This window comes from Anabaena sp. UHCC 0451 (assembly GCF_034931405.1).
Taxonomy (GTDB): Bacteria; Cyanobacteriota; Cyanobacteriia; order Cyanobacteriales; family Nostocaceae; genus RDYJ01.
Genome location: NZ_JAYGHA010000009.1, coordinates 116864 through 143123 on the forward strand (window position 1 = coordinate 116864; position 26260 = coordinate 143123).

23 protein-coding genes are annotated in these 26260 nt (G+C 37.4%); 11 read left to right on the forward strand and 12 right to left on the reverse strand.

From position 1 onward, the window contains the following. Positions 1 to 67 precede the first annotated feature (67 nt). Entirely contained in the window at positions 68 to 874 is an 807-nt protein-coding gene (locus VB694_RS08480; RefSeq protein WP_323359871.1) for an exosortase-dependent surface protein XDP2, read from the reverse strand. An 861-nt stretch (positions 875 to 1735) separates the two neighbouring features. Here VB694_RS08480 and VB694_RS08485 point away from each other — a divergent pair. The 4 genes from VB694_RS08485 to VB694_RS08500 all read left to right on the forward strand — a co-directional run bounded on the left by VB694_RS08485 (position 1736) and on the right by VB694_RS08500 (position 7490). Next, positions 1736 to 2794, forward strand: a complete 1059-nt coding sequence (locus tag VB694_RS08485; protein ID WP_323359910.1) for a permease — start codon at positions 1736 to 1738, stop codon at positions 2792 to 2794. A gap of 53 nt (positions 2795 to 2847) precedes the next feature. Next, entirely contained in the window at positions 2848 to 3624 is a 777-nt protein-coding gene (locus VB694_RS08490) for a TIGR03943 family putative permease subunit (protein ID WP_323359872.1), read from the forward strand. A 42-nt stretch (positions 3625 to 3666) separates the two neighbouring features. Then, on the forward strand, positions 3667 to 5166 hold the full coding sequence (locus VB694_RS08495; protein ID WP_323359873.1) for an Ig-like domain-containing protein: 1500 nt from the start codon (positions 3667 to 3669) through the stop codon (positions 5164 to 5166). 686 nt (positions 5167 to 5852) lie between these two features. Further along, positions 5853 to 7490: a hypothetical protein gene (locus tag VB694_RS08500; RefSeq protein ID WP_323359874.1), complete on the forward strand. Its 1638-nt coding sequence runs from the start codon at positions 5853 to 5855 to the stop codon at positions 7488 to 7490. Between the two features lie 3 nt (positions 7491 to 7493). Here VB694_RS08500 and VB694_RS08505 read toward each other — a convergent pair whose 3' ends face one another. Then, positions 7494 to 9554 (reverse strand): flavin-dependent dehydrogenase, encoded by a 2061-nt coding sequence (locus VB694_RS08505; RefSeq protein ID WP_323359875.1) that lies wholly within the window; start codon positions 9552 to 9554, stop codon positions 7494 to 7496. A gap of 161 nt (positions 9555 to 9715) precedes the next feature. Here VB694_RS08505 and VB694_RS08510 point away from each other — a divergent pair, with 161 nt between their 5' ends. Next, entirely contained in the window at positions 9716 to 9949 is a 234-nt protein-coding gene (locus tag VB694_RS08510; protein ID WP_323359876.1) for a hypothetical protein, read from the forward strand. Positions 9950 to 10285: 336 nt separating this feature from the next. Next, a complete protein-coding gene (locus VB694_RS08515; protein WP_323359877.1) occupies positions 10286 to 11146 on the forward strand; it encodes an Rpn family recombination-promoting nuclease/putative transposase in 861 nt (286 codons plus the stop codon). Between the two features lie 149 nt (positions 11147 to 11295). On the opposite strand, the gene VB694_RS08520 is transcribed toward VB694_RS08515, so the two are convergent. The 6 genes from VB694_RS08520 to VB694_RS08545 all read right to left on the reverse strand — a co-directional run bounded on the left by VB694_RS08520 (position 11296) and on the right by VB694_RS08545 (position 13626). Continuing rightward, positions 11296 to 11646, reverse strand: a complete 351-nt coding sequence (locus VB694_RS08520; protein WP_323359878.1) for a type II toxin-antitoxin system VapC family toxin — start codon at positions 11644 to 11646, stop codon at positions 11296 to 11298. Further along, positions 11647 to 11895: a DUF2281 domain-containing protein gene (locus VB694_RS08525; RefSeq protein ID WP_323359879.1), complete on the reverse strand. Its 249-nt coding sequence runs from the start codon at positions 11893 to 11895 to the stop codon at positions 11647 to 11649. Between the two features lie 152 nt (positions 11896 to 12047). Further along, a complete protein-coding gene (locus VB694_RS08530) occupies positions 12048 to 12461 on the reverse strand; it encodes a type II toxin-antitoxin system VapC family toxin (RefSeq protein ID WP_323359880.1) in 414 nt (137 codons plus the stop codon). Next, positions 12452 to 12721 carry a hypothetical protein gene (locus VB694_RS08535; RefSeq protein ID WP_323359881.1) on the reverse strand — a complete coding sequence of 90 codons (270 nt, stop codon included), beginning with the start codon at positions 12719 to 12721 and terminating at the stop codon, positions 12452 to 12454. The genes VB694_RS08530 and VB694_RS08535 overlap by 10 nt, the downstream gene beginning before the upstream one ends. A gap of 150 nt (positions 12722 to 12871) precedes the next feature. After that, the gene (locus VB694_RS08540) at positions 12872 to 13318 is read right to left on the reverse strand and encodes a type II toxin-antitoxin system VapC family toxin (RefSeq protein WP_323359882.1); all 447 of its coding nucleotides are present in this window, start codon (positions 13316 to 13318) and stop codon (positions 12872 to 12874) included. Next, the gene (locus VB694_RS08545) at positions 13318 to 13626 is read right to left on the reverse strand and encodes a hypothetical protein (RefSeq protein ID WP_323359883.1); all 309 of its coding nucleotides are present in this window, start codon (positions 13624 to 13626) and stop codon (positions 13318 to 13320) included. The genes VB694_RS08540 and VB694_RS08545 overlap by 1 nt, the downstream gene beginning before the upstream one ends. 90 nt (positions 13627 to 13716) lie before the next feature. Between VB694_RS08545 and VB694_RS08550 the strand changes: the two genes are divergently transcribed. Continuing rightward, positions 13717 to 13962: a four helix bundle protein gene (locus VB694_RS08550; protein WP_323359884.1), complete on the forward strand. Its 246-nt coding sequence runs from the start codon at positions 13717 to 13719 to the stop codon at positions 13960 to 13962. 310 nt (positions 13963 to 14272) lie between these two features. On the opposite strand, the gene VB694_RS08555 is transcribed toward VB694_RS08550, so the two are convergent. The 3 genes from VB694_RS08555 to hemC form a co-directional block, all read right to left on the reverse strand. Continuing rightward, positions 14273 to 15688, reverse strand: a complete 1416-nt coding sequence (locus VB694_RS08555; protein ID WP_323359885.1) for a serine/threonine-protein kinase — start codon at positions 15686 to 15688, stop codon at positions 14273 to 14275. Between the two features lie 558 nt (positions 15689 to 16246). Beyond that, positions 16247 to 17686, reverse strand: coding sequence for a glycogen synthase GlgA (glgA, locus tag VB694_RS08560; protein WP_323359886.1), 1440 nt, complete (start codon positions 17684 to 17686; stop codon positions 16247 to 16249). A gap of 175 nt (positions 17687 to 17861) precedes the next feature. Then, complete coding sequence (gene hemC, locus VB694_RS08565; protein WP_323359887.1) at positions 17862 to 18830, reverse strand: hydroxymethylbilane synthase; 969 nt, start codon at positions 18828 to 18830, stop codon at positions 17862 to 17864. A gap of 316 nt (positions 18831 to 19146) precedes the next feature. Between hemC and VB694_RS08570 the strand changes: the two genes are divergently transcribed. Then, positions 19147 to 20106 carry a YegS/Rv2252/BmrU family lipid kinase gene (locus VB694_RS08570; protein ID WP_323359888.1) on the forward strand — a complete coding sequence of 320 codons (960 nt, stop codon included), beginning with the start codon at positions 19147 to 19149 and terminating at the stop codon, positions 20104 to 20106. Here the strand turns inward: VB694_RS08570 and VB694_RS08575 are convergent. Further along, positions 20103 to 20510 carry a hypothetical protein gene (locus tag VB694_RS08575; protein ID WP_323359889.1) on the reverse strand — a complete coding sequence of 136 codons (408 nt, stop codon included), beginning with the start codon at positions 20508 to 20510 and terminating at the stop codon, positions 20103 to 20105. The two genes, VB694_RS08570 and VB694_RS08575, sit on opposite strands and share 4 nt — an antisense overlap. A gap of 405 nt (positions 20511 to 20915) precedes the next feature. On the opposite strand from VB694_RS08575, the gene VB694_RS08580 reads away from it, so the two are divergent. Genes VB694_RS08580 through VB694_RS08590 form a run of 3 tightly spaced genes read left to right on the forward strand, consistent with a single transcriptional unit; the run spans position 20916 to position 26250 of the window. Next, positions 20916 to 23090 (forward strand): AAA family ATPase, encoded by a 2175-nt coding sequence (locus VB694_RS08580; RefSeq protein ID WP_323359890.1) that lies wholly within the window; start codon positions 20916 to 20918, stop codon positions 23088 to 23090. Beyond that, positions 23090 to 24667, forward strand: a complete 1578-nt coding sequence (locus VB694_RS08585) for a DUF2357 domain-containing protein (protein WP_323359891.1) — start codon at positions 23090 to 23092, stop codon at positions 24665 to 24667. The genes VB694_RS08580 and VB694_RS08585 overlap by 1 nt, the downstream gene beginning before the upstream one ends. Further along, positions 24664 to 26250, forward strand: coding sequence for an AAA domain-containing protein (locus VB694_RS08590; RefSeq protein ID WP_323359892.1), 1587 nt, complete (start codon positions 24664 to 24666; stop codon positions 26248 to 26250). The genes VB694_RS08585 and VB694_RS08590 overlap by 4 nt, the downstream gene beginning before the upstream one ends. Positions 26251 to 26260 lie beyond the last annotated feature (10 nt).

Consider the following 26260-nt stretch of genomic DNA (forward strand, 5'->3'; position numbering starts at 1 on the left):
ATCCCTATAAAAGAGACGTTTCATTTAACGTCTCTATATTGTTATACATGATGTTAGTAATTCAATGTTATGAATTTTTCAACATTTTCTGCCGACGGCTGAGGAAAGCCATTCCAGCTACAGCACCTAAGCCAAGTATAGTTGTTGGTTCAGGTATTTCGGTTTTGTTGCCACCATTTCTAGCAATCACCTTAAAATCAGGTCCTTTATAGTCTGCTTGAGATGTTAATCTCAAACCACTTAATTTCTCAACTTCCAACTCTTGGAGACTGACTCCCCAAGAACCAACTTTTTGACTTCCCCCAATTTCTTTGGTGTCAATTTGGAAGCCAGCATAGTTATTGGAATTTCGTATCTCTGTAATTTTTTTGAACTTACCTATGACATTTCCAGCAATATCTAGGGCTTGAATACCCAAATCACTATTCATCCCTCGTTCCCAAAAGAAGAGGTTATCTAGTCCTGAGTTATCTTGGACAATCTCGTTATCAAAGAAAACATCAATCACAAAAGAACCATCGTCTTCAGTATCAATAATGTTGTTGAGATTGTTGTTACCTAAAAATTTAGCTATGGCTTCATTTGAGGGAAGTTCTGCTGGTGCAAATGGAGAAGTGGCATTATCACCTCTATCTGTACTTGCCGGTCCATTCTTTTTGTTTTGGAGGGTGGTATCGATGTCAGCTTTATTGACGTAAGAAAAGCTGTTGATTGTCGTTCCATTTTGGATAATGGATAGCAAGTTTATATCAGCCTTGGGATTTGTATTTTGGCTCACATTGCTTACAAAACTTGCAGCTTTAGCGGAGTCAATAGTAGCTAAAACCGCACTGCAAAGTAAGCTCACCCAGATAAATGCACTTTTTATTTTCATTAAATTTTCCCAGCTTATAAATTAGTAAATTTTTTGATGAGTTGGCTATTTGCAATTCAACTTATTATCTTGAATTATTTCTAAAATGTAATCCGAGAATATGCGGTCGGTTTAATCCCTACAAAAAATATTCATGATTTCCTTAATCTATGGAACTTTTAAGATTAAAAACAGTATCATTACTTAAATATTCAAATGCGAAAAACTGGGTTACTTAAGTGGCATTTTAAGTATAAATACTTCCGAAATTTCCAGCATGAAAATGACTAAAATTTTGTGCGTGGTCGTTACCGAGAAATACGATCTATATACTTACAGTGTCATAAGTTGGTAGGCGTTGAGATTTATCGTTGAGGCAAGGCAAGAGGCAAGAGGCACTCATGCAAGAGGGAAGAAACTTTGAGGAATTTTACATTTTGTAACATACCTCGGTTTTTTCAAGCCGACTTACTTATGATAATTTCTTTTTCCCATAGCCTATACCTAGTCTTAACAGATCACGACAGTGATTTACCGACAATAGACTTGCAGTTTGAGGATTTTTGTAGTCAAAAAGCAACCCAGGTCAGTATTAGGTAAAAACAGAAGCCAGAAAAATCCAGGATAAAAGTAACCAAGAGTGATCCCCAAATATTGAAAGAAATGTAAATACTGTTGGAAAAAAAGCAGAAAGTGAAGTAACTTATCATCCTACAGGTGAGAGATTCAACTAGTCCACCTCTTGATCTGTGAGATTCAGTTCATCTGAGGGATAATGATATTTACTTTTCCCGCTTTGCTTTTGATCCCCATTTGATCTGCATTTGGATAAAATGACTAGGCATAACCCTAAAATTCAAAACCGCTTTTGACTGCGACATGATGATAAATCAACTGAACAATGGTTTCACCCTATTTCTGAGTCTGCTAGTCGAGGCAATGCCTTTTTTGCTGCTGGGGGTTTTATTTTCCAGTGTGCTGTTATTTTTTATCGATGAGCGCAAATTGGTAACAATAATGCCCAAAAATCCCCTACTGGGGGCTTTATTTGGCAGTATGATTGGTTTTTTGTTTCCCGTATGTGAGTGTGGTAACGTGCCAGTGGCACGGCGGTTATTGATGCAGGGAGTACCTACACCAGTTGCAATTGGCTTTTTACTAGCAGCACCAACAATTAACCCAATTGTGATTTGGGCAACTTGGACAGCATTTCGAGATCAACCAGAAATAGTAGTGTTAAGATTTGTGTTGTCCTTGGCGATCGCGACTATTATTGGTTTTGTTTTTAGTTTTCAACAAGACCTAAGTCCTTTTTTACAACCTGAGATCACTCGTTATCTGAAATTTAATCCCCCTGCTAAAGCAGAACCTAAACGCAAGGGAAGACGTGACCAGGTAGAAGAAGAAGCATCTGTAAATACTCTTTTACAATCAGGAACTTATATTCTTGGTGGTAAAGCAGGTATATCCACAAGGATAGGTGGAAATTTAACCCAGACAAATATCACAACTTCTAACCAAAATAAACCTCTTGCAGACAAACTCCGTCTAGTATTGGATAATATCATCCAAGAATTACGAGAGTTAGGGGGAGTAATGGTAGTAGGAAGTGCTATTGCAGCGGCAGTTCAAGTATTAGCCCCCCGTGAACTTATCCTCAGCTTAGGTGCTGGTCCAATTAGCTCAATTCTTGCCATGTTGGTACTAGCCGCAGTAGTATCAATCTGTTCCACTGTCGATGCTTTCTTTGCCCTATCTTTCGCTTCAGCCTTTACCAGTGGTTCTTTGTTAGCATTTCTAGTATTTGGTCCGATGATTGACATCAAAGGTGTCGGCTTGATGTTATCAATTTTTAAACCTAAAGCTCTATTTTATCTATTTGCTTTAGCCGGACAATTGACATTTTTATTTACCTTAATTTTGAACCTGCACGTCATGTAATTTTTGTAAATTCTCAGTTATCTCTGACAACTGACATAATGACTGAATAAATAATGAATTCAATTCCAAATCCCAAACCCAAAAAAGCAACTATATTACTCCCTTGGCTAGATGTCTTAGCCATTACAGCTTGGGGCATTTTAATGCTGAAATACTGGCTCACAGGCAAGCTGAATTTATTGATTCACCCAGATTTCTTTTGGTTAGTAATTTTGGGTGCTATTGGTTTGCTAATAATTGGTTTTGCTAAAGGACTACAACTTTGGAAACAACGTCGTCGGTATGAAGTACCCAATAACCAGCAGCATATAAATCTATTTCCTCCTGGTTGGAGTAGTTCTTTGCTGTTAATCACAACAATTTTAGGATTTATAATTACCCCTCAAGTCTTTACTTCTCAAACAGCACTGGAGCGAGGTGTAACTGAATTGTTGGGAGCAACACGCGCCCAGCCCCAAGCATTTCGCGCTACCGTGCGCCCAGAGGAGCGATCGCTGATAGATTGGGTACGCACACTTAACGTTTATCCAGAACCTGACGCTTATACAGGGCAAAAAGTCAAAGTCCAGGGATTTGTCATCCATCCCCCAGAACTAGATAAAGAGCATCTGATATTAGCGCGATTTGTGATTACTTGTTGTGCCGCAGATGCCTATCCCGCAGGATTACCTGTTCAACTTCCAGATAACCGCGATCAGTACCCACCAGATACCTGGCTAGAAGTCGAAGGAAATATGATCACAGAAAACATTGCCGATAAACGCCGACTAACTATTAAAGCTACTTCCCTCAAAAAAATTCCCCAACCCAAAAATCCATATAGTTATTAGGTGACTGGGGACTGGGTAGTAATTACAAATAACCAATGACCAATGACAAAATCCTATAAATCTATCCAACCACTAGACCGTGTAGCGATCGCCCTAATGCTTGTCTTGAGTCTGATGATTGGGTTTATGATCTTGCAAGGTGATGCAGTCAAGCCCATTGTCCGCAATTTTAACTGGGAAAATCAACAGATCGGCGCTGAAGACACAGCCTTTACCCTCACCTTTAGTCGTCCAATGGACACCAAAAGCGTAGAGGATAATTTAAAACTCGATCCCCCTCTGGCAGGTAAAATTAGCTGGGCGGGACGAAGAATGGTTTACACACTGCTAACACCAGCACCCTATGGCACAAATTATAAGGTCATGTTGCAAGGAGCTAGAGATAAATTTTCCCAAACACAAGGAAAAAACAGGCTAATTCAAGCCTTTACAGGTAGCTTCTCCACACGCAATCGGGCCTTAATTTACATAGGAGCTAATACAGAAGAACAAGGGAAATTGGTTCTCTACAACTTAACCCAAGAACAAAAAAAAATCCTTACCCCCAAAGACCTAATTGTGATGGACTTCGAGCCATTTCCAGAAGGAGATAAAATATTATTCTCTGCTCGCTCCTCCAAAAATCCAGACTTGCTCTCAGCCCAAATATATACAGTCACTACAGGCATAACTAGTAATGCTGGTGAACAACCAGAGCCACCAGGCAAACTTGACCTAATTTTAGATAATAAAGACTATCAAAACCTCAAATTTGATCTATCTCCTGATGGAGAAACAATTGTTGCCCAAAGAGGAAAAAGAGATAATCCAGGAGACTTTGGGCTGTGGCATTTGTCCACAACTAGGGATAGTTCGGGAGAAAAACCTACCCCAACACGCTTAGAAAGCCAACCCGGAGGAGACTTTCTGATCACACCAGATAGTAAAGCCGTAGCAGTTGCCCAAGGACAAGGAACAGCGATTTTATCACTCCAAGGAGATACCAGTAAACCCCTAGATTTTCTACCGCAATTTGGCTTGGTTCAGGCTTTCTCTAAAGATGGTTCACAGGCAGCAATGGTCAAATTTAATACGGACTACACGCGAGATTTATTTCTAGTCACTAACCAAGGTGTACAGAAACAATTATTAAAAACAACCGGTTCAATTCTCGGTTGCAATTTTGATCCAGCCTCACCCACCCTCTATTGCTTGCTAACACAGTTAGTCTCACAAGAACAATATGTAGAACAGCCTTATTTAGTAGCTATTAACCTCAAAACCCAAGAACAAAAACCACTGTTGATGTTACCCCCTGCTCAACGCAATGTGCAAATGAGTTTAGCACCCGACGGTTTGGCTATATTGTTTGACCAAGTAGTACCAGTCGCAAGCACCACAAAAGCATTACCAAGCAACACCTTAAAAACTGATGATGGCGAGCCGATTGCTACTAGTAGTTTGTGGTTGATGCCTCTTTTACCTATCACTGACCAACCAGAGGTGGAAATCAGTCCAGAACAACTTCCTTTAGTTGGTTTTCATCCCCACTGGCTACCGTAAATTGGTGACGGGGAAGGTCAAATTGAAAGAATGCAGAATTTAGAATTTAGAATTTAGAATTTAGAATTACGTTTTGCAACGGGGATTTTACCCCGACGCAAAACCGCTGCTTGTAGAAGCAGGGGACTTTAACCCCCAAAGGTAAGTTAAAGAACTTCTGCTTTCTGCCTCTTATTGTCAAATTTAATACTTTAACTGCAAATGTTCTCTACCAAATTGTAGTAGCTGAGTGGATGGCTTAGGTATCATAATATTTTTGAGCAACCTGAGATAACTTTTAACAAACAAACGTCAAGTAGGTTCACACCCTCTACCCCAGACGAGCAAAAATACTACATCATAAGGTGGATGCACAAGAATCTCACAACTAACAATTAGAGGCATAGAAGCAAAAAAAATTAGATTCTGATGTTTTTAAAGCTTTCTAGCTGTCACTTCCAGACTAGCTGCCTTTTTGTACTAGTACACTGCGGCGTAAGTGAATGAACCGTTTTCAATCTCCGAAAAGTCTATTCTGTCTTAATTTTGACTTTTGACTTTCGCAAAGCGGTACTAGCCAGTCATGCTGAAAGAGAGTTAAACTTGGCTTCGAGAGGAAATCCTGATTACCTCCCAATTGAATACAGTTGCTCAACAAGACTGTCAAGAGCATTGCTAAATATTTTTAAGCAGGTGGGTCAAGAGTGATGGATATAGCTGACACCTCAAACAACGGCACTGTGATTGAACCCTTAAATTTTAAAAATTCGCCTCCATCAGCGCAGGCGAGTTGTCCCTTTTACTCAGTTCTGCACGATGAAAATATGGCCGTAACTAATTTACCACTCCTGAACCCAGCAGCTGATGTCTACGACGAGCTAAGTCAACAGCCGGGTGAATCCGCAGTTGTAGACAATTTGAAAGATCATACCCAAAAAGATTGGATTGCAGAACCTGACAGTGATCAGCAAGCTCATGTAGATTCAGAATTTCAAAAGTTGCTGAAATTGAATGAAGAGTTACAAACAGCTAACAGTGATTTGTATACCGAAGTAGAAAAGCTCAAACAAGAATTAGCTGAAGCAGAAAAGATTTTACAGTGGCAAAAAAAACGCTCCAGTGTTACTGACTCAATGCTGAATCAACAAACTCAGGAACTCACAGCCGCTCAACAGCAAATACAGTCTCTTTTCGAGCAGTTAGAAACTGCGGTCCAAACTGTTCAAAGTCAGGAAATGTTCATTGACACCCATAAAGCACAGTTACAACTTAGCCAACAACGAATAGCCCAATTAGAACGGGAATGTACGCTGCTGCAAACTAACTATAGTGAACAATCCCAACAGTTATTACACTCGGATAATACTTGTCGGGAATTGCGTACTAGGCTCATACGTCAACAACGTCAGACTTTACAATTTAAATCAGCACTGGAAAAATGTCTAGATACCCCAGTCCCCAACTACGACATTCTAGAAGATACTGCCCATCATCCCTATGATGTTACTGGTGGACATACAAGATTTTCCAGAAAAGCCCGGTCTTTGTTTCCCAATGCACAGCCCATTAAGCCTTGGTCAGCAGAAGCAGATGTCCCTACTGATACTTGTAGTGGGTTACGTCAACATTTAGATAATTTCTCGATGGAGTCCTCAACTCTATCCGCTGACAAACAAGATTCCTCTACTTCCATTTCTGAATCTGCTGAAAATTTTTTAGATGTGGATGATACCCCCACTCCCACACAGCCAAGTCATCTATTAGAAGTTGATGAATCTGCAAATCCATCAGCAGATGTTTACTCTCCTGGGGTATCAAATTTAGATCGGCAATTGGAAAATCTGATCGAGATGTTTTTTGCTTCCCAGTCGGTTTCATCAACTCCACCTACTGTTAATGATACAAACGCTAATGCTGATGAGGGGCTAATGTGGGAAACTTTAGCATCAAATCTGGAGAACAATGAAATACCAGAAACGTTCACAGAACAGCAGTTGTTAGGGGAAAGTCATCCGCCCACTACTGGCTACGTTTCCCAACCAGCAGAGTTGACACTCTCAGCAAGTCATGAATCACCCATCAATGACTCTGCTCTAGAAAAATATGCAAACAATTCCGAAACTAATGATTATTGGTTAGAATCCTCGCAGTTGACACCAACAGATTTACCAATTAATCATTTGATTTCAGAACCATTAGGTGAATATCACCTTGATCAAAAATCACCTTCACCGTTAATTTATCCCCAACGTCCACCCAAGGGACGGAAATCATTAGCATCCGTAGAACTACCAACTTTCCGTACCAATGGTCATCAATCAAAAGTCAATGGTCAAGAATCTTAGGGACTAATGACTAGTTTGAGTTAGTGTTTTTGGCTTGCGGTTAACTACTTGGTCGCGTAATCGTGGCTTACCTGTGGAAATGGCATAATTGGTCACTAACAAGTTTAACCACAATCCTGGATAGCGGGTTTCTAGCCAAGTTTGGTTGGATTTGAGGAATTGGGGAAACCATTTACCTAGTAAAGCACTGACTAAGGCATGACAACCAAAGTTGAAGTAATTACCTAACCACCTGACTAAATCCCTGAATCCAGCTAGTTGCCAAATCCAGATTAATAAGGCGGGATTTTTTCTCGCTGCTTTGAGGGCTAATCGGTTAAAAGTTAACCAATCGCAGCGATCTTTAATGAAATTATCTGCTACTTCTGGAGGTTCGTCTGCTAATAAGCCAAAGAAGGTATTGAGCATGGCATTAACCCGTTGGGGTGGGATAAATTTCCCTGTGGGGATCATCATCCCTTTAGAAAATAGCCATGTCACGGAAACGTTACTTTGATAGGCACGAATTTTATTTAAGTGTTGGAAGCTCAACAGGTCGTGTTTCAGGGCAGTATTTAAGAGATTGGTTAAACGTTCTAGGTTACGAACGAGAGAACCAAAACCAGTAAAAACAAGGGGAGATTGCAGAGAGGCAGCATCCCCAATGGTAATTAATCTATCAAAGGCAATGGTGCGATCGCTACTACTCACACTAAAATGTCCGGGAATATAGCCAAAGGTCGGTTTTTTCCACACCAGCTTGTCCATATCGCAGCGTCGATACTCTGGCAAAATTGTGAAAAAGTCTTCATACATCTCCAACAAAGAACCAGGATTTTTACTATTCACCTCATGGTAATGAAATAAATAAATTGTTAGTTCTTCCCCAACCCCAGGAAATAACTCCCAAATCAACTGTCTACCTCTAGAACTATCTCCGTGACTGTAGAGAACATCTCCATACTGAGTATCCCAAACACCAGGCGCAAACCCTTGATCAATTACTGCTCCCACCGTCGGACAAACACTATCAAAGGCTCTACCGCCATTTAATTGCCAAGCAATCGGAGAAGCAGTACCCATTGCATCTATCAGTAATCTGCCACTGACTTGTTGCTCATTTTCAGTAGATAAACGCTTGACAGTAATAGTAACTTGTGTATTGCTTATATCTGCTTGGATAAACTCTGTCTCATCCCAGATATCACCACCAGCAGCTTTGAGTTTTTCTCCGCATAATTGCAATAATTTATCTGAATCTAAAGCGATATTTAGCACCGTTGGTGTGTGCAGAATTGGCGCTTTCAGGTAAGGGGGATTATTCGCATCAAAAAACTTATTAAAACCATCTTTATACTCTCTGGCAATAATGCTTTCTAACTCAGCAGATGTGAGTAAACCCAAATTTATCAAAATTTGAATTTCATCACGAGAAATATTCCATTCCCGGTTCATGCGTCCAAAGGGCAATCTTTCGACCAGCAGGACTTTATAACCCAATTTGGCCATGACTGCGGCATGAATTGAGCCTAAAGCCCCACCAATGTAAATTAGGTCGTAGCTGTTGTTTGTTGTTTGTTCTCTGTGGGTTTCATAAAATACCACCTGACGGGGTTGCTGGGGATTTTTCACCCCTTCACGCCAACGTTGTTCCCACCAGTAAGCACGCTTGAGGTCATATTCCCCATTGGGCATTTTCTGAAAATACTTGACAGTTAGGGGATAATCAGCTTCTAGCTCTGCAAAAATTGATTTTTGAGCATCAATCTTTGGTGGTTCGGGATACTGATGAGGAAAGCGGTTGCGGATGCCTGTAGTTAGACGTTGTAGAATTTGACCCTCATTCGCAAAAGGTTTATTTCCCCACCGGAACACTTTCAGGTAAGTAGTACGCTGTACAGACCACACAAATACAGAAAGGTCGTCTGGCAAACTTTCCTTGTCAGACACACCTGGATTTCTCAAACGAAACCCTGCTGCGGTCAGCAATTTTTCTCCATACCCAGGCTCAAAATCTCTTTGTAGCCAGTTGCACACAGCACCACTATCGGTCGTAGGAACTTCTAAGTAAAGAATCTCTTTCATATTCTGCTGATATCTCCCGTTGATTTACTCACTAAGAATGATTTAAGCAAGGCGGAAAGTACGTTAGACTCCGCCCTATCAGTTGTTTGAAGATTTAATTAAGAAATTTTAATAGTTGGTTAAATTTATTATTCATGTTGGAACTTTTGTGAACTTATGCCATGAATTATCCTATCCCAGACAGTCCCCAAGAAATTGCTGAACTCCGACAACAGCCAGTTGATGAAGAACTGGTAGCTGCGGTGATTGCCGGTGTGGTTAAGCTTGTTCGCGCCCAAGGTCAATCTTTGGAAGATTTAACAGCCCAGGTGTTAGAGGATGATCCCATGTTAAATTTACAACAACGACGCTGGTTGAGTCAGGTGGTTGCCCAAGCGTGGGAAAGTTTCCCATAATCCTTTGAGGGCAGGAGGGAATTGTCAATAATTTAACGAGTTTTGGTGATTTCAGCTAGGGTGCTTGACAGTGTTCCGATTTTCGGGTATGCTAATGCTATTAGTGGGAAAGTGTGCGCCCATATATATAAGGTTTTCATTTATCAAGATCATAATTTCCCAAATAAATCTCAGAAGCAGGGAAATAAGAAAATAAAATTTGTCCTCATAACCAAAATACCAAGAGGTTATCTTGTATCTCAAGATGAAGATGCAATCATAGTGGATGTAGAACTGGGAAACATGGTTAAAATCACCAGACAAACAAGTAATTAAGAAATTTAAATATCAGGAATAATGCACACAGACACGATATTTTACCAAATTTTCCTTACTTTCCACACTCTATTATTTGAAATCCTGGGTGAACCTACAGAAAACGCCAGAGATTATAAGTTTACATCTGTGGAAGTGAAGGAAAAAGCATTTCGATTTGATGGAATTTTTATAGCAGATAGTGTAGAAAAACCCATTTATTTTGTAGAAGTGCAATTTCAACCAAAACCAGATTTTTACTGGGAATTAATCGCAGAAATCAACATTTATCTCAATCAATTTAAACCTGTACAAGATTGGCAAGGGGTAGCTTTATTTGCGAAACGGAGTTTAGATGTAGGAGAATTGACTGCTTATCAACAGGAATTGATTAATAGTGGGAGAATTAAACGAATTTATTTAGATGAATTACCACCGGGTTCAATTGGTATGGGGTTAATTGAGTTGATTGTCAGTAAGGAAGCACAAGCACCGGAATTAGTTAAAACCCTCATGGCAAGAACTAAAACAGAAGTTGAGAATGACAGAGAAAAACAAGGTATTATAGAATTGTTGGAGACTGTTTTATTGTCCAAGTTTTCACAATTAAGCCGTCAGGAGATAGAAGCAATGTTTTTAGTGAGTGATATTAAGCAAACAAGGGTATATCAAGAAGCAAAGCAGGAAGGTAGACAGGAAGGTAGAGAAGAAGGTAGGCAGAATGGTGAGATGATTTTATTGATACGTCAGTTATCGAAAAGATTTGGAAAATTGAAAGATATTTACATCGAAAATATCAACAGTCTGAACATAGAACAATTGGAAAAGCTAGGAGAAGCATTATTAGATTTTACAGATATTAAGGATTTGGAAACATGGTTAAAATCTGAGATAGACAAGTAGTTTGAGTGAATGGTTTATTTAATTGTCAGAATCAGGATATCCAGGATTTAAGGATTTACAGGATGTGAATTTTTGTGTTGATTACATGATTTAACCTGTATATATTATCAAAACCAGTCCACAAGAGAAAGTCCTGAAACTCTGGAAAATTAATTAACATTATGAGTAACAAGAGTTGCTTGAAGTGCTACAGCTATTCCTGCAATTAAAACATCTATTGAACCGATGGGAGTTCCTTTTTGTTCTAAATCAGCGCGAATTGTCGCAGCAGAAAAAGCAGCATCTTTATCAAAAGAAACTAAGTTAACTCGGTTTAAAATTTGTTGTAGTTGTTGAGTTCGTTTTGCTGGTGAAATAGACTTAGCAATTCCCACTTGTAATTCAAAGAGAACAATTGTAGGAATAATAATTTCCTGAGCAGGTATTTTAGCAAAGTTTTGAGCAACTTGTCCTTGACCTTTAAAATAATAAATCAGGGTGTTGGTATCCAAAACATACATTTAGAGACTCTCCCGCAAAATATCTTCTCCTGCTTCATTTCTAATTTCTTCTAAACTAGGAAAGTCGTCTTTCCAACTTCCCGCAAGTGAATAAACCAGTTCTTTCCAAGAAAGATTTGCAGAATCATTGATAATTTGGTTAGTGTTTAAGTGTTTACTATGAATAAATTCAGCAAAATTCAGAATTTCTTGAGCTTGATTTTGGGGAAGAGTTTTCACAAGTGTGTAAATTTGTTCAGCAATGGTCATAATTAATAAGGATTTTCAGGATGTGGATTTTTGTGTTTAGTACATGATTTAACTTGTATTGTACTACAGATTTTTATTTGTCAGAATCACGATGTCCAGGATTTGAGGATTTACAGAATGTGGTTTTAAAGTATGATGATAAATTATGATTCCTAAATAAAATCTGCTAAACAGCTACCTAATTTTAAATTTTCTATATTTTCAAAATCACTATCATAGGTAAATAAAATTAAATCATGTTGAATTGCTGTAGATGCAATCCAAATATCATTAGTAGGTATAGGGTTTCCTTTTTTTCTCAATTGAGAATAAATGAGAGCATAATATTCTGATGTTTTTTCATCTACCGGAAATATTTTGACTCTAGGAGATTGCATAAATTTATCTAATTCATAACGATTAATTTCTGGTTTATTTCCTAATGCAAAACCTCCTAGTAATTCTCCAAGGATGATAGAATTGATGGCAATAATATCTACATTTGCAATTATTGTAACTGCTTCATTTTGATTACGTTTAAAAGCAGTATAAGCATTAGTATCTAGTAAGATTGATTTTATTGCCATAACTTTTGATCAATTTCATTAAATTGTTGAGTATTAAGTAAAAATTCAGTTTCATCTTCTTTTGTCCATGTTCCACCAAGATAATCTAAATCATGGTAAGGATAGGAATTAGAAAGATGTTTTTCTGAAGTTTCCAATATTTCTGAATGTTTCATATTATTTATTTTACCACTAAATTCTTTTATCCATTGATAAAGGTTATTTAGTTCTTGTTCTGGTATTTTGTCAATTTCTGCTTGAATCAGTTCTTTCATAGTCATAGCTTTTACTCCTGATGGGAATTGATTATATTATTATATCGTAACAAGTAATTTGTCTGATAGCGAAGCGTGGCATAGCCATATCAGGATGTCCAGGATTTGAGGATTTACAGGATGTGGATTTGCAATATTGTATGATATCTCTATAAATCAGATTAACAAGGTATTTGGATGTACCGGAGTAATTTTATTCCCATAGCGTTTAAAGTCACTAATATTAAAAGTGAGAATGTGAGTTATTTTATGAGCAAGCATAACTGCTACTAATCTTGCATCATGAACATTGACACCCATCACACCATACTCAATTACAATCTGTTTCCAATGCTGGTAAATTTCTGGTATATCTGGTAATACGGGAAAGAGGTTTTCTAATTTTTGTAGTTCTGCTTCTGCTTCAATTATACTCATTCCCAAACCATTTCTTTCTATAGGACGGGTAGCACTACGCCAAAATTCTACTAAATTTTGATGTGTTAAATAACAATTTTCTTTTTGTCTTCGTAGTCTAGCGAGTGCATTTAAAGATTCTGCACACATTGGATGATTCGGTTGTGCTATTCTCAAAATAATATTTGTGTCAATTAAATATGTCACTAAATTTCCTCGTCTTCATAAATACCTCCTCGACTGACAGCATAATCTGATAAAAGTGGTATATTTGGATTATGGCTAGAACTCCATTGATTTAGTGCTTGAATCCATTCTTCATCGGAGACTTTTTGATAAAATGGAAGTTCTGTAGTTTTAACTAATTGTTCTAGCATTGCATCAAGATGAGGTTTAACTGCTTCTGCTGGAAGTTGGGTAATTTTTGCTAATGTCTCAGTAATTTTTTGCAATTCTTGAGAATGAGATTGTTGCCATGTTTGTAGGATCATAGTTTTGATAATGTGATTTTTCACAGATTTTATTTTAGCACAACGCCCTGCGGGAAGTCAAAAGTCAAACATAATTGATGTATTATTCATTAAAGGTTTTAACTTTTGATGATCATGAATTATGCACCAATAAATGAAAGAACTTTTGAATTTGCTGTCAGAATTACAAAGTTATGTTCTTATCTGGATAAACAACCAGGACACCCTTCGGGAAGTCAAAAGTCAAAAGTCAAAAGTCAAAATTTCAAGATTTTTAAGGATTTTGTTAGTAAACAATCAATAGCACTCAAGGAAGCAAGAGAAACAAAGTATTGGTTAAAGTTGTTAGTGAAATCGGAAATTGTCCCTAGTGAAAAATAGCAGATATGGTTGATGAATGTGAACAGTTGATGAGAATTATTGCTAAGTCAATTGTCACAACTAAAGGAAAGATGAAAAACAATTAATTTCTTGTTTTTGACTTTTGACTTTTGACTTTTGACTTTTGACTTCCCGAAGGGTGTCCTGATTCAGACAATTGAGAATTTCAGATACCCGACAACTTTTAACAATCTTCTCATTTATCACATTAACTATCGCAGAAGTCGGGGATATTTAAATGCAAACTAACATCCTGTAAATCCTTAAATCCTGGATATCCTGATTCAGACTTAATATTTTTCTGTTACCTTTAAATGTTACACTTTACAAGTCTCGACGCGAGAAAACGTTGTTGAGCAGCTCGTCGTGGAGGAGTATCATGATTGCAGTTAGGGAGGTGGCCTTCTGGTGCTTTTACATCAAAAGTTAGATATTCGTACTCCCACCAGCCACCGTCACTGAACCATCCTACCTTTTCCCCGAACTTATCCATAATTTCTCTGTTATGTTCTCTCGTTCCACCTAAACCTTGATAAATGCGTTTTTGTACAGAAAACCCAAATTTACCATCACTGTATTTTACCCACAACTGGTCAATAGTGCGAAGGTCTTCACAGGGAAAATTATCAATACTGTTAACATCTAACCAACCTTCTTTTTCCCGTTTTGCAACTGCTAACATTACTCGTCTTGTTTCCTCATCTGCTTCCTTCCATTTCCCTTGTGCGAGTAACTCACGCAATTTCCCATAGTCCATTCCACAGGATGATTTTAATTGTACCTCCTGGTTTATTCGTGGTGTGTGTAGAGACGTTCCATGGAACGTCTCTACATTATTAATAGGTTGTTGAATATTAAAATTAACAAGTGGTGGTGTGGGAATATTCACAATAGGTTTAACCACTAAACCCAATATTTCCCGAAACTCCCGCACAGTTTGGGGACGGTTTACAGGTTCTAACTCCATGCCTTTGAGAATAGCAGCATTTACCTTGTCGCTAATCTGTTGATTAAATTTTTGCGGTGGTGATAACTTGACATCTTCCTCAGCGCGATAATTAGCAGGAATGGGAACTCTATTCGTTAATAAACTATATAATGTCGCTGCTAAAGCATAAACATCTGTATAATAACCAAAATCTCCACGCCGTTCATATTGTTCTATGGGTGCATAACCTTCCGTTTTCGTCGCTGTCATGCTTCTGATTTTACCAGGTTGAAATTCCCGCGCTAACCCAAAATCAATTAATACTGCTTCATTGCTTTCCCGTCGCAACAAAATATTATTGGGTTTCACATCTCGGTGTAAAAGTTTCCGTTCATGAACACATTCTAAAGCTTGTCCGATTTGGTCAATGTAGCGCAAAGCTTCGGTTTCTGACAAGTAACCATTTTCAGCAGTGTAGTTTTCCACATAAGCTGCTAAATCATCACCGTCAATGTGTTCCATGACAATAGCCCAAAGTCCATCTTCGGGAAAATTGTCGTAAACTTGGACAATATGGGGATGATAGCATTTTGATAAATCTAAGGCTTCTTTTCTAAACCTCTTTTGTATTTCCGCAAAGTCTGGTTTTTCTCGTTGTTCCCGGTTGAGGGTTTTAATCACAACCAACCTGTTTTCTTCTGTATCTTCTGCGAGATAGGTTTCACCAAAGCCACCGCCACCGATCGCTCTTTTAATGATATACTGTCCGTTCTGTAGTGGGGTGTTAGGTGTCCACATATTGTCTGAATCAGGATGTCCAGGATTTTAGGATTTACAGGATTTAGATCCCCGACTTCTAGGATAATTTATTTTGATACAAGATTACCGATAAAAGAAGTCGGGGATCTTTGTTGATAGTTGAAAAAATTACTATATATGCGCGGACAGATTTCCACTCCTAACATTAGTGTAAACCAATTGTCGCATCTTGTCAAGTCTTGACGTAAATAATCATAAAAAAAGTGAAAATCAAAAATCTCTACCGCAAACTAACATCCTGTAAATCCTAAAATCCAACTTCCCACTTTAAACACTTATTCCAATTTCTTGCTTTTGACTTTTGACTTTTGACTTTTGACTTCCCAAAGGGTGTCCTGATTCTGACAATCCCAAAAATTACTATATATGCGCGGACATATTTCTACTCTTAACATAAGTGTAACTGAAATTTTGTATTTTGTCAAGTCTGGAAGGGGAGCGATCGCTGCGTTCACCTAAGTTCAGAAAACCCAGTTTGGCTAACAGAAAGTGGATTTAATTGCAGAGACGTTAATGCAAACGTCTCCACATTATTAATCAGGATTTGCTTTCAGCTTCAGTTAAAATTAATTCTGGTTCTGTGACTGTTTCTTCTTCGCGTGGTGGTAGACCATAGATTGAGCGATAGAGATTATCGTATTGTTTAGCAGATTCATACCAACTAAAGTTTTGAGTCATGCCTCGTTTTTGTAATTCTTGCCATTGGGGTTTGAAACGGAAACCTTCCCAAGCGCGAATCATACACGTGAACAAGTCTAAAGGCTCGTAGCGGTCAAAACAATAACCTGTACCTGCGTCATTTACGGGGTCATAGTGGCTAACAGTATCAACTAATCCCCCTGTGCGACGAACGATAGGGACAGAACCGTAACGTAAAGCCATCATTTGGCTGATACCGCAGGGTTCAAAACGGCTAGGCATTAAAAAGGCATCAGTACCAGCATAGATGCGACGAGAAAGAGCATCATTATAAAGTAAGTAAGTTGCCATTCTACCAGGGTAGCGAGATGCTAACTGCCACATTTGGGTTTCATAATAGCGATCGCCCGTACCCAGTAATATAAATTGGGCATCTGTATAAGCCATAAAGCGGTCGAGAATTTGCAAAACCAAATCCAGACCCTTTTGTTCTACCAACCTACTCACCATGCCTATTAAAAAGGCACCAGAATTAACTTCTAAACCCATTTCTTCTTGCAAGGCAATTTTGTTAGCTTTGCGTTTGTCTAGGGTGTCGGTGGTAAAAGTTTGAGTGATATATTTATCATTAGCAGGATTATATACCTCCGTATCTATACCGTTGATAATCCCTGATAACTTGCTGCTAATAAAAGACAATAAACCCTCAATTTGTTCACCGTAAGCAGGTGTCTTAATTTGCTCTGCATAAGTAGGAGAAACTGTATTGACCTTATTAGCAAACTGTACTGCTGCGGCCATAGTATTATGACCTTGCATATACCAAGGACACCAAGTAATTTTCTCCAAATACCAACGCCACGGACCTTGATAAGCCAGGTTATGAATAGTAAATACGGTGGTAATATCTGGGGATTGGTTCAACCAAACTGGTAACATTCCTGTATGCCAGTCGTGACAATGGACAACTTCGGGCTTCCAATAATTCCAGCAAAATTCGGCTGCACCATTGGAAAATAAGGTAAATCGCCAATCTTCATCTTCTCCACCATAAATGCGGCGGGGTGTAAAAGCAGAGTGTTGAAATAAATACAAAGGAACATCAGTACCAGGCAGAACACTTTCGTAAACTGCAAAGTCCTGAAACATGGCGTATCCCTTCCAAATCGCTTCTTTGGGGACTTCCATTTTATCTGGTAGAAAACCATAATAAGGCAAGAATATGCGGACATCATGCCCCATTTGTCTTAAAACTTTGGGTAATGCACCTACAACATCACCCATTCCACCAACTTTGGCAATGGGAGCAGCTTCCGCTGCAACAAATAGAATTCGCATGGTAATTAGGGATTAGGGATTGGGGATTGGGGATTGGGGATTAGGGATTAGGGATTAGGGATTAGGGATTGGGGATTGGGGATTGGGGATTAGATAGAAAATTATTCTCCTCTGCTCCTCTGCTCCTCTGCTCCCTGCTCCCTTTCCTCTTCACTGTCACCTGTCACCTGTCACTTTATGAACCGCGTTGAATTTCGGTGAAGATTTCCTCTAAAATTTCTGTAGCTCCTTGTTGGCGTAAAGTCTTTGCTAGTTCTATACCTAGCTGTTCGGCATCTTCGGCTTTACCAGTCACGGTATCTTTGACAAGTTTTTGACCATCGACGCTGGCGACTATACCAATTAATGTTAAATTATCACCATTAATTTCTGTATTTACACCAATGGGGACTTGACAACCGCCTTCTAAAGAGCGGAGAAAAGAGCGTTCAGCTAGACAGCGATCGCGCGTTTGGGAATGTTCAATAACTTTAAGAATGGCAATAACTTCTGCATCATCAGCGCGACATTCTATACCTAAAGCACCTTGGCCAACGGCATGGAGAGAAATTTCTGGGGGTAAAATTTGGTGTATGCGATCGCTCATTCCCAATCTTTCCAAACCAGCTACCGCTAAAATCAAAGCATCATACTCACCCGCATCTAGTTTAGCCATGCGTGTGTTCAAATTTCCTCGCACATCTTTAAATGTAAAATGGGGGAATTTATGGCGTAACTGTGCCAATCTTCGCAGAGAAGATGTACCAATCACCGCACCCTCTGGTAGAGTTTCCAGAGATTGTCCTTTGTATTTCTCATGGAATACTACAGCATCAGCCGGGTTTTCCCGTTCGGTAATTGCTGCGAGTGCTAAACCTGCTGGTAAGTTAGTAGGCAGATCCTTGAGAGAATGAACGGCAAAATCAATCTCTTCTTTGATCATTCCCAATTCTAGTTCTTTGGTAAATAGTCCCTTATCGCCAATTTTGGCTAATGCTACATCCAGGATATTGTCGCCTTGGGTAGACATGGTATGGACTTCAAAAATCATATCAGGAAAGTTTTTCTGAAGTTGCTCTTGTACCCAGTATGTTTGAACTAGAGCAAGTTGGCTTTTACGTGAACCAATACGAATAGTGCGGGGAGGACTAGAAACTGAAGTCATAAAACTATATGTCAAACCAGGCGATAAATTCACATTGTTCTAGACTACCGCAGGGAGTGACGCACTGGATTGAATGAGGCTGATTACAGAAAATTTTATTGGCGAATTGCTTTACATTTATTTACAATTTTGCCAGATGATCGCAATATGCAGTTGCAGATAATTCTGGAGATGCGGTACTGGAATTTCGGGAAACAATTAAAGAAATGGCGAGTTAGATCAATAATAACGAAAGCAGTCTCTAGATGGAAGTGTATACTTTACAGCTATGCTAAGAATAACTTAGTGTGATCCATAAATCTATGATTTCATCTATATGAGTCGTTCCGCTTGCTTAATTTTTAATCCAGTTGCCGGTCAAGGTGATCCAGAATTAGAATTAGATCAGATTCGGTCAATATTAGAACCAGAAATTGATTTAGATATTTATCTCACCACAGAAGAAATTGATGCTGACGAACTCGCACGTGCAGCAGTCAACAGGGGAGTAGAAGCGATAATTGCTTCTGGGGGAGATGGGACATTATCAGCAGCGGTAGAAGCAGTCATTAATACTGACATACCCTTTGGCATTATTTCCCGGGGAACAGCAAACGCTTTTGCCGCAGCGTTAAATATTCCTGATACAATTGCCGCAGCTTGTCAAACAATTTTACAAGGAAAAACTCGGAAAGTAGATGTTGCATATTGCAATGATCGGCCGATGGTATTATTAGTAGGTATTGGCTTTGAAGCAGGAACTGTAGAACGGGCAGACAGAGAAGCTAAAAATCGTTTTGGAATGATGGCTTATATCTTGGCAGGACTGCAAGAATTAGGCAATTTACAGAAATTTGCTGTAGAAATTGAGACCGAAGATCAGATCATTACCACTATTGCTTCAGCTTTGACAGTGGCAAATGCTGCGCCTTCCACTTCAGTTTTAGCTCATGGACCAGCAGGGATTATTTTTGATGACGGACTACTAGATTTAACGATTGTAGCCCCAGAAAATAAAACAGGTGCGATCGCTGCCACATTTCATTTATTTCAAACAGCTTCTACAGGTACACCGGTAGAAAGAGACGACATTGGTTATTTGCGAGCCAAACAATTTAAAATCATAACTGATCCACCACAAAAGGTAGTTATAGATGGGGAAATAGTCGGCACAACTCCGGTAGACATTAAATGTATACCAGCAGGATTAAGGGTTTTTGTGCCAACAGTCCAAGAGGAGATTCCCACAGAAAAATTAGCGGGATTGCCTAATTTAACTATCGAGGAAAAAAACTAAATTATTCCTGGACCTTTACCGCGACTATCCCTTTTTTCTGTTAACTCACCTGTTTTATCTTCATTCACTTCTCTGAGTTCTTCCAAACGTGCTGCTGTGTCTTGTGCAGCTTTTTCTCGCGCATCTCCTGGAACTTCATAATACATTTCTGGTTCAACTGGATAGTTATTTAACAATCCTTCCTGATCCACAGTATAACCATCTGTAGTGCGGATACTTTCGACATTTGTTTGTTCATCCGTTGGTGCATTGGAGAGACTTTCTTCTGTGGGAACTTTTTTATAATGCTCTCCTTCTCTGGCTTGACGTGCTGCTGTTTCTGCTGGGATAATTCCCCGATCATATTGATCTGAATCAACACGATGACTAGAATCTGTTGTTTTTTTTACTGGTTGATTAGCCATAAATTTAATCCTCTTTAATTATGTTGGCAATATCTGTTTGCCAGAACCTCAAAAACCAGATTAGTCTATTTGAGAGTATAAAGATGCTATCTAAAGTAAGTAATTAAAGATAAATATGCCATCAAATTATCTATCTTCAGGCATATTTGCAAGGGAGAAACGCGATTTTGTGAGATTGGAGAAATAATGTAAGGATTTTAGGGTTTGACAAAATAATTTAGCATAGTCAGTACCGAAGAGCCTTATTTTTTACCTGTTCCCTGTTCCCTGTTCCCTGTTCCCTGTTCCCTGTTCCCTGTTCCCTGTTCCCTTCTTTTGTAACAGCACATTAACAGTAAGATAACTACTTGTACATGGTGTGATTTAATAAAAGTAAGTTAGTATAAAAATCGTTAAGGGGTCGAAATGGCGCAGTTCTCAGACTGGATGATAGTTGGTGCTTTTACGTTTGGTGTTGGTATAACTGGTTCTTTAACAGGACAAGTCAGCGTAGGTTTGCTAGGAAGCACTACAGGAGCAGTTATAGGTGCTGCTGTTTCAGGGAAATTACAGGATAAGAGACAGCATCATACAGTAAGTGAATTAGAGAAACTCAAGAAAATAGTAGCTACACAAGAGGAATTAACAAAGTTAAATCAACAAGTAGCAATTCTCCAACCAAGAGTAGAAGATTTACAAAAAGAGCAAGCAGCACTAGCACCAGTTAAAGGACAATATCAGGAAAAACTAGCAGCATTAAAACAAATTCATCAAAATTTAACTGCTCTGAAACAGCAAGAACAGGAATTAGAAAACCGCATTGCTGTAATTAATCAGAAAAAGCCAGATTTGTCGGAACTAGAAAAGCTGCAACAACAAATTGAAAAATTTAAAATTGATAAAAGTGGGTTAGAAGGTCAAATTAATGCCTTAAATTCTCAAGTTAAATCTTGGGAATCACAAAAAGTAACTCTCCAGAATGTTGAATCAGAATTAGCAGCTAAACAAATAAGTTTGGATAATCTTAATATAGGATTTGAAAAACTGCAAAATCAAGCTCAACAATTAGAACAGCGGACAACAGAAGTAGAATTATTGCGTGTTACTTATGATGGACTTTTAGGAGAAAAAGAAAATTTTGAAACAAGAATCAATCAGCTAAAGCCAGAAATAGAAAGATTAGAAGCTGAAAAACAACGCGTTTTACAAGCAATTCAAGAAAGCCAAAATGATTATCATAAAGTTGAAGAACTGCGTCGGATATTACATAATTTAAAAATTCAAATTAGAGATAAAGAATCAGAATTGCGAGAATTGGAAAAAGAAATCCAGCATTTACAGGGTATCAAAGCTGCACTGGAAGAAAATATTGCTCGTTTACAAGTAGAAAAACAGGAACTTGAAGAAATAATTAGAAGACTTAAAGGAGAAATTACAGAAATAGAAAATAGTGCTAAACTAGCTTTACAATCTCTCAGAGAAAATCTTTGGCATCAACTACCTGACATCAAACTAGAACTAGAAGAAACAGAATTTATCAGAGATTTTATTAGTAATATTCAATCTCAAGGATTAACTTTTTCAATACGAGTAATTAACGCTTTTCATACATCTTTAAAAGTACAAGATATATCAGCTTTGGCAATTTTAGCAGGAATTAGTGGCACAGGTAAAAGTGAACTACCACAAAGATACGCCAATTACATTGGAGCGCAATTATTAACTTTAGCTGTACAACCTCGTTGGGATTCTCCACAAGATTTACAGGGTTTTTATAACTATGTGGAGAAGAAGTTTAAACCGACTGATTTAATGCGGGGATTATATCAATATAATCATGATCCAAAAATGCACGATAGAATGGTGATTGTGTTACTCGATGAAATGAATTTAGCTAGAGTAGAATATTATTTTAGTGAGTTTTTATCTAAATTAGAAAGTCGTCGTAATCATGCAACTTATTTAGAAATTGATGTTGGTAGTTTAAGGATAAGTGAAAATGAACGCCGGTTAAAGATTCCCAATGAGTTTTTGTTTGTGGGAACAATGAATGAAGATGAAACTACACAAACTTTATCAGATAAGGTTTTAGATCGGGCAAATGTGTTAACTTTTGGTAAACCACAAAATTTGAAATTACGTCAGGAAAACCAAAATGGAAATAGTAGAAATCAACGTTCAGAATATTTGCCTTATAGTCATTTTCAAAAATGGGTTAAAATCCCAGATCCTAATTCTGAGTTAGTTAAAAAAGTTAAAGATATCTTGAATCATACTAATGAAGTGATGGAAAAATTGGGTCATCCTTTTGCCCATCGTGTTTATCAAGCTATTACTCAATATGTGGTTAATTATCCAGGAGTTGAGGATATTAATTCAACTAATTTTAAATGTGCCATTGCTGATCAATTTGGACAAAAATTATTACCAAAACTGCGAGGTGTGATGGTTGATGAAGCACAGGAAGAATTAGACGAACTGCAAACAATTATTTCAGAAATTGGTGATCAACCATTAATTGCAGCTTTTGAAAAAGCACGTAAAGGACGTTATGGACAATTTAGCTGGCAAGGTTTAGTTTATGAGGATGAACAAATATAATGCAAATTTACCCTAGTTTATTCGCTTATCTCAATCAATCTCCTTTAACGTCAACTGATGTTACATTACAAGCTAGTCAACGTCCGATTATTGTTTTAGAATCAGAGGAAGTTTTATCAACATCATCAGGTTTAATTCCTATCACTGATAGAGTGTATGAAATTGGGTTTCCTTATTTGCAACCCACTGATTTACAACATCATAATTTTCAGTTGCAATCTACTTTAATTTTAGATATAGCTAGAGAATCTTATACTTTATATATTAGTGATGAAGTATTAGATGAAGAAACTATTGAACAAGAATCAGAAATAGCAGAATGGGAAAACCAATTAGGTGAACGTTTAGATAAAACCACTGCTGAATTAATCCGGTTATTTATTGGAATGTTCACAGAAATATTGACGGATAGAAGATCACTACAATCTCAATTGTTACTAATTAATTTACCTGAAAAATTGGCTGCAATTAATCTCCAAGATGCTAATTTGCCCATTGTAATTAGCTTAGATGAAAAATATCAACTGCATCAAAAACTAAAAAAAATCAGCGATAAATTACGTCATCAACTTAGAAGACAAGCGGAATTAATGCCGGTTGGTAAAATTCAAGAAATGGATAGTTATTGTTTGCGTGATTATGTCCGTAGACCTGGGTTAACTGCTGTAGAAAAAGCGGGTTCAAAACAACAGCTAATGGGGATTAAACGCTATCAAGATTTTAATACACCTGAAAATAAGTTTCTAGTTTATTTTAGTCAGATTTTAGGTTTAAATTGTTTTCAATATAAGAAAAGTGGAGCAAGTCAATTTCAATCAGAAATTAGAAAAATTAGATTAGTAATTGATTTATTTAAACAACAACCAATAGTGAAAACTATTCAAGATAGAAGCTATCAATTTACTAAACCTAATTATGTATTGCAGCAAAATCCTATATACAGGAGTTTCTATCAAGCTTATTTGGAATATCTGCGACGAAAGAATGAAAAACAAAGGGTATGGAGTTTCAGGAGTGTATTATTAGCGGACACTGTTTATATTTATTTAGCAGCAGCTTTAATGAAGTTTCAAGCAATAGATATAGATGCTAATTTAGCTATTGCTGGTAATTTGATTCCCGATAAAGGACGTTATCTGGAGAGGGGACAAAATATTACAGTTAAGGTCTTTTTAGCCAAGCAAGTTTATGTATTTAGTTTGAAAAAGCAAATTGATGATATCAAAAGTGATTTGGTACTGGATTTAGAAATTCACCAATTAGATTCGATAGAATTAGAAACTAAAAAGTTAGTATTTCCTATTTGGGTATTTTGGTATCGTCCTAGTGATGAAATATTTATGCAAATGGAACAGTATTTACAAGAATTAATAAATACCAAAAATGTCAAACTGGGATTATTATTTTATTTACAATTTCTTCCCAGTCAAGTGTTAACTAAAGTGAAGATAGAGCATTTTTGTGATAGAAAATTATGGTTAGTTCCATTACCTAACCCAATTACATTACAAGGATTTGATCAAATAGTTAATTTTATTGCCAAAGTAATTCAAGCATCTATGGAGTTAACAGTATGAATCAACAAGAGTTTTGGAGAGAATTACAACAATTAATTTATCAATCTAGGGAACTTTCAGAAACAACTCAAACACAATCTGAGAAGTTATTACAAATTCAAGATTCTCCATCATTACCTACGCAATTAATTATAGAAACTGTGTGTAATGGTGCAGTTTATTTAAATGAGCGATCGCATTTAAACTTTCCTGCAATTATACCCTATATTTCCCTCAGTGGAAATCAACAAATAGCATTAGAAATGGCACTTTCAAATAGTCCCATTGCTTTAATTTCTGGAACAGCAGCAACAGGAAAAACTCGTATTGCAAATAATCTTGCTCATGCAGCTATTAACCATTCTCATCGAGTCCTAATTTTAACTAATCACACTGCATCCTTAACAGCTTATCATCACTTGACAACTTATCCCTTTTTATTATCTCAAACACAAAATTATCAGCAGTGGATAATCAATCAATTGTGTTCTCAAAATTTCGCACAACCGCAGATGGATTATTTACCATTACATCTGTTACCAGATGTAGAATTAGCAAAACTGCGAACATCTGCAAAACTAGAAAAATGGTTGCTAATTATTCAAAATAATTTACATCAAGAATTAATAGAACTATTAAAATCCGAATTTCCTCACTTATCACAATCACGTCTTCAACTATTAGCTTATCGTCTGAAACAATTAGAACCATTACTACAACAGCAATTAAAATTAAGTCAGATATATAATCATCTATCAGCACAAGCATTAGCCGAAATTGCTAACCAGATGATGGAAAATCCCCAAGTCCCAATTTTGGCAACTGTTGCGGAATTTATGCACCCAGAAAATCATTATTTTTGGGAATCCAATTTTGATTTAATTATTGTAGATGAAGCACATTCTCTCAACTGGATAGAATTAATTATATTATCAGGATTATGCCAAAAATTAGTTTTATTGGGTGAAGAAATCCCTACATATTATCGGCAAAATCGCAATAAAAACTCATTCTTTACCCGCTTTCCTCAATGTTTACAGTGGTTAAAGCAGCATCTACTACCAACTTATGTTTATCAACTAAACGAACAATTTAGAATCCATCCAGAAATAGCTGAAATTGTTTATCCATGTATTTCTAAAGATTGGGTACAAACGCAATATTGGAACATTAATGATCTTCTTCCTCAAACTCCACAAAGATTAGTTTGGCAAGATGTACCTCACGAGAACGCAGGACAACAAATTATTAATTTTATTCAAAGTATTCAAACTTCAAATCCAGAAATTATCCAGAAAATTGGTATAATTACTTTTTCTATAGAAAATCGAGATTACCTGAAAAATAACTTAACCATAGAAGATAATCAAATATTTATTGGTACAATCGAAGAATGGTATGGAAACGAAAAAGAGATAATGATTGTTGATTGTGCAGTAACTCCTGAAAATATGACAATAGAAAATATTAATACAGCACTCACAAGAGGAAAAGACTATTTATTTTTATTCGGTGATTATGATTTATGGAAAATTTCTAAATCTCCAATTCAATCATTATTGAATCAACCAGCATTCTATAAGGAACGTCTAGTTTTAATATAAAATATCAAAT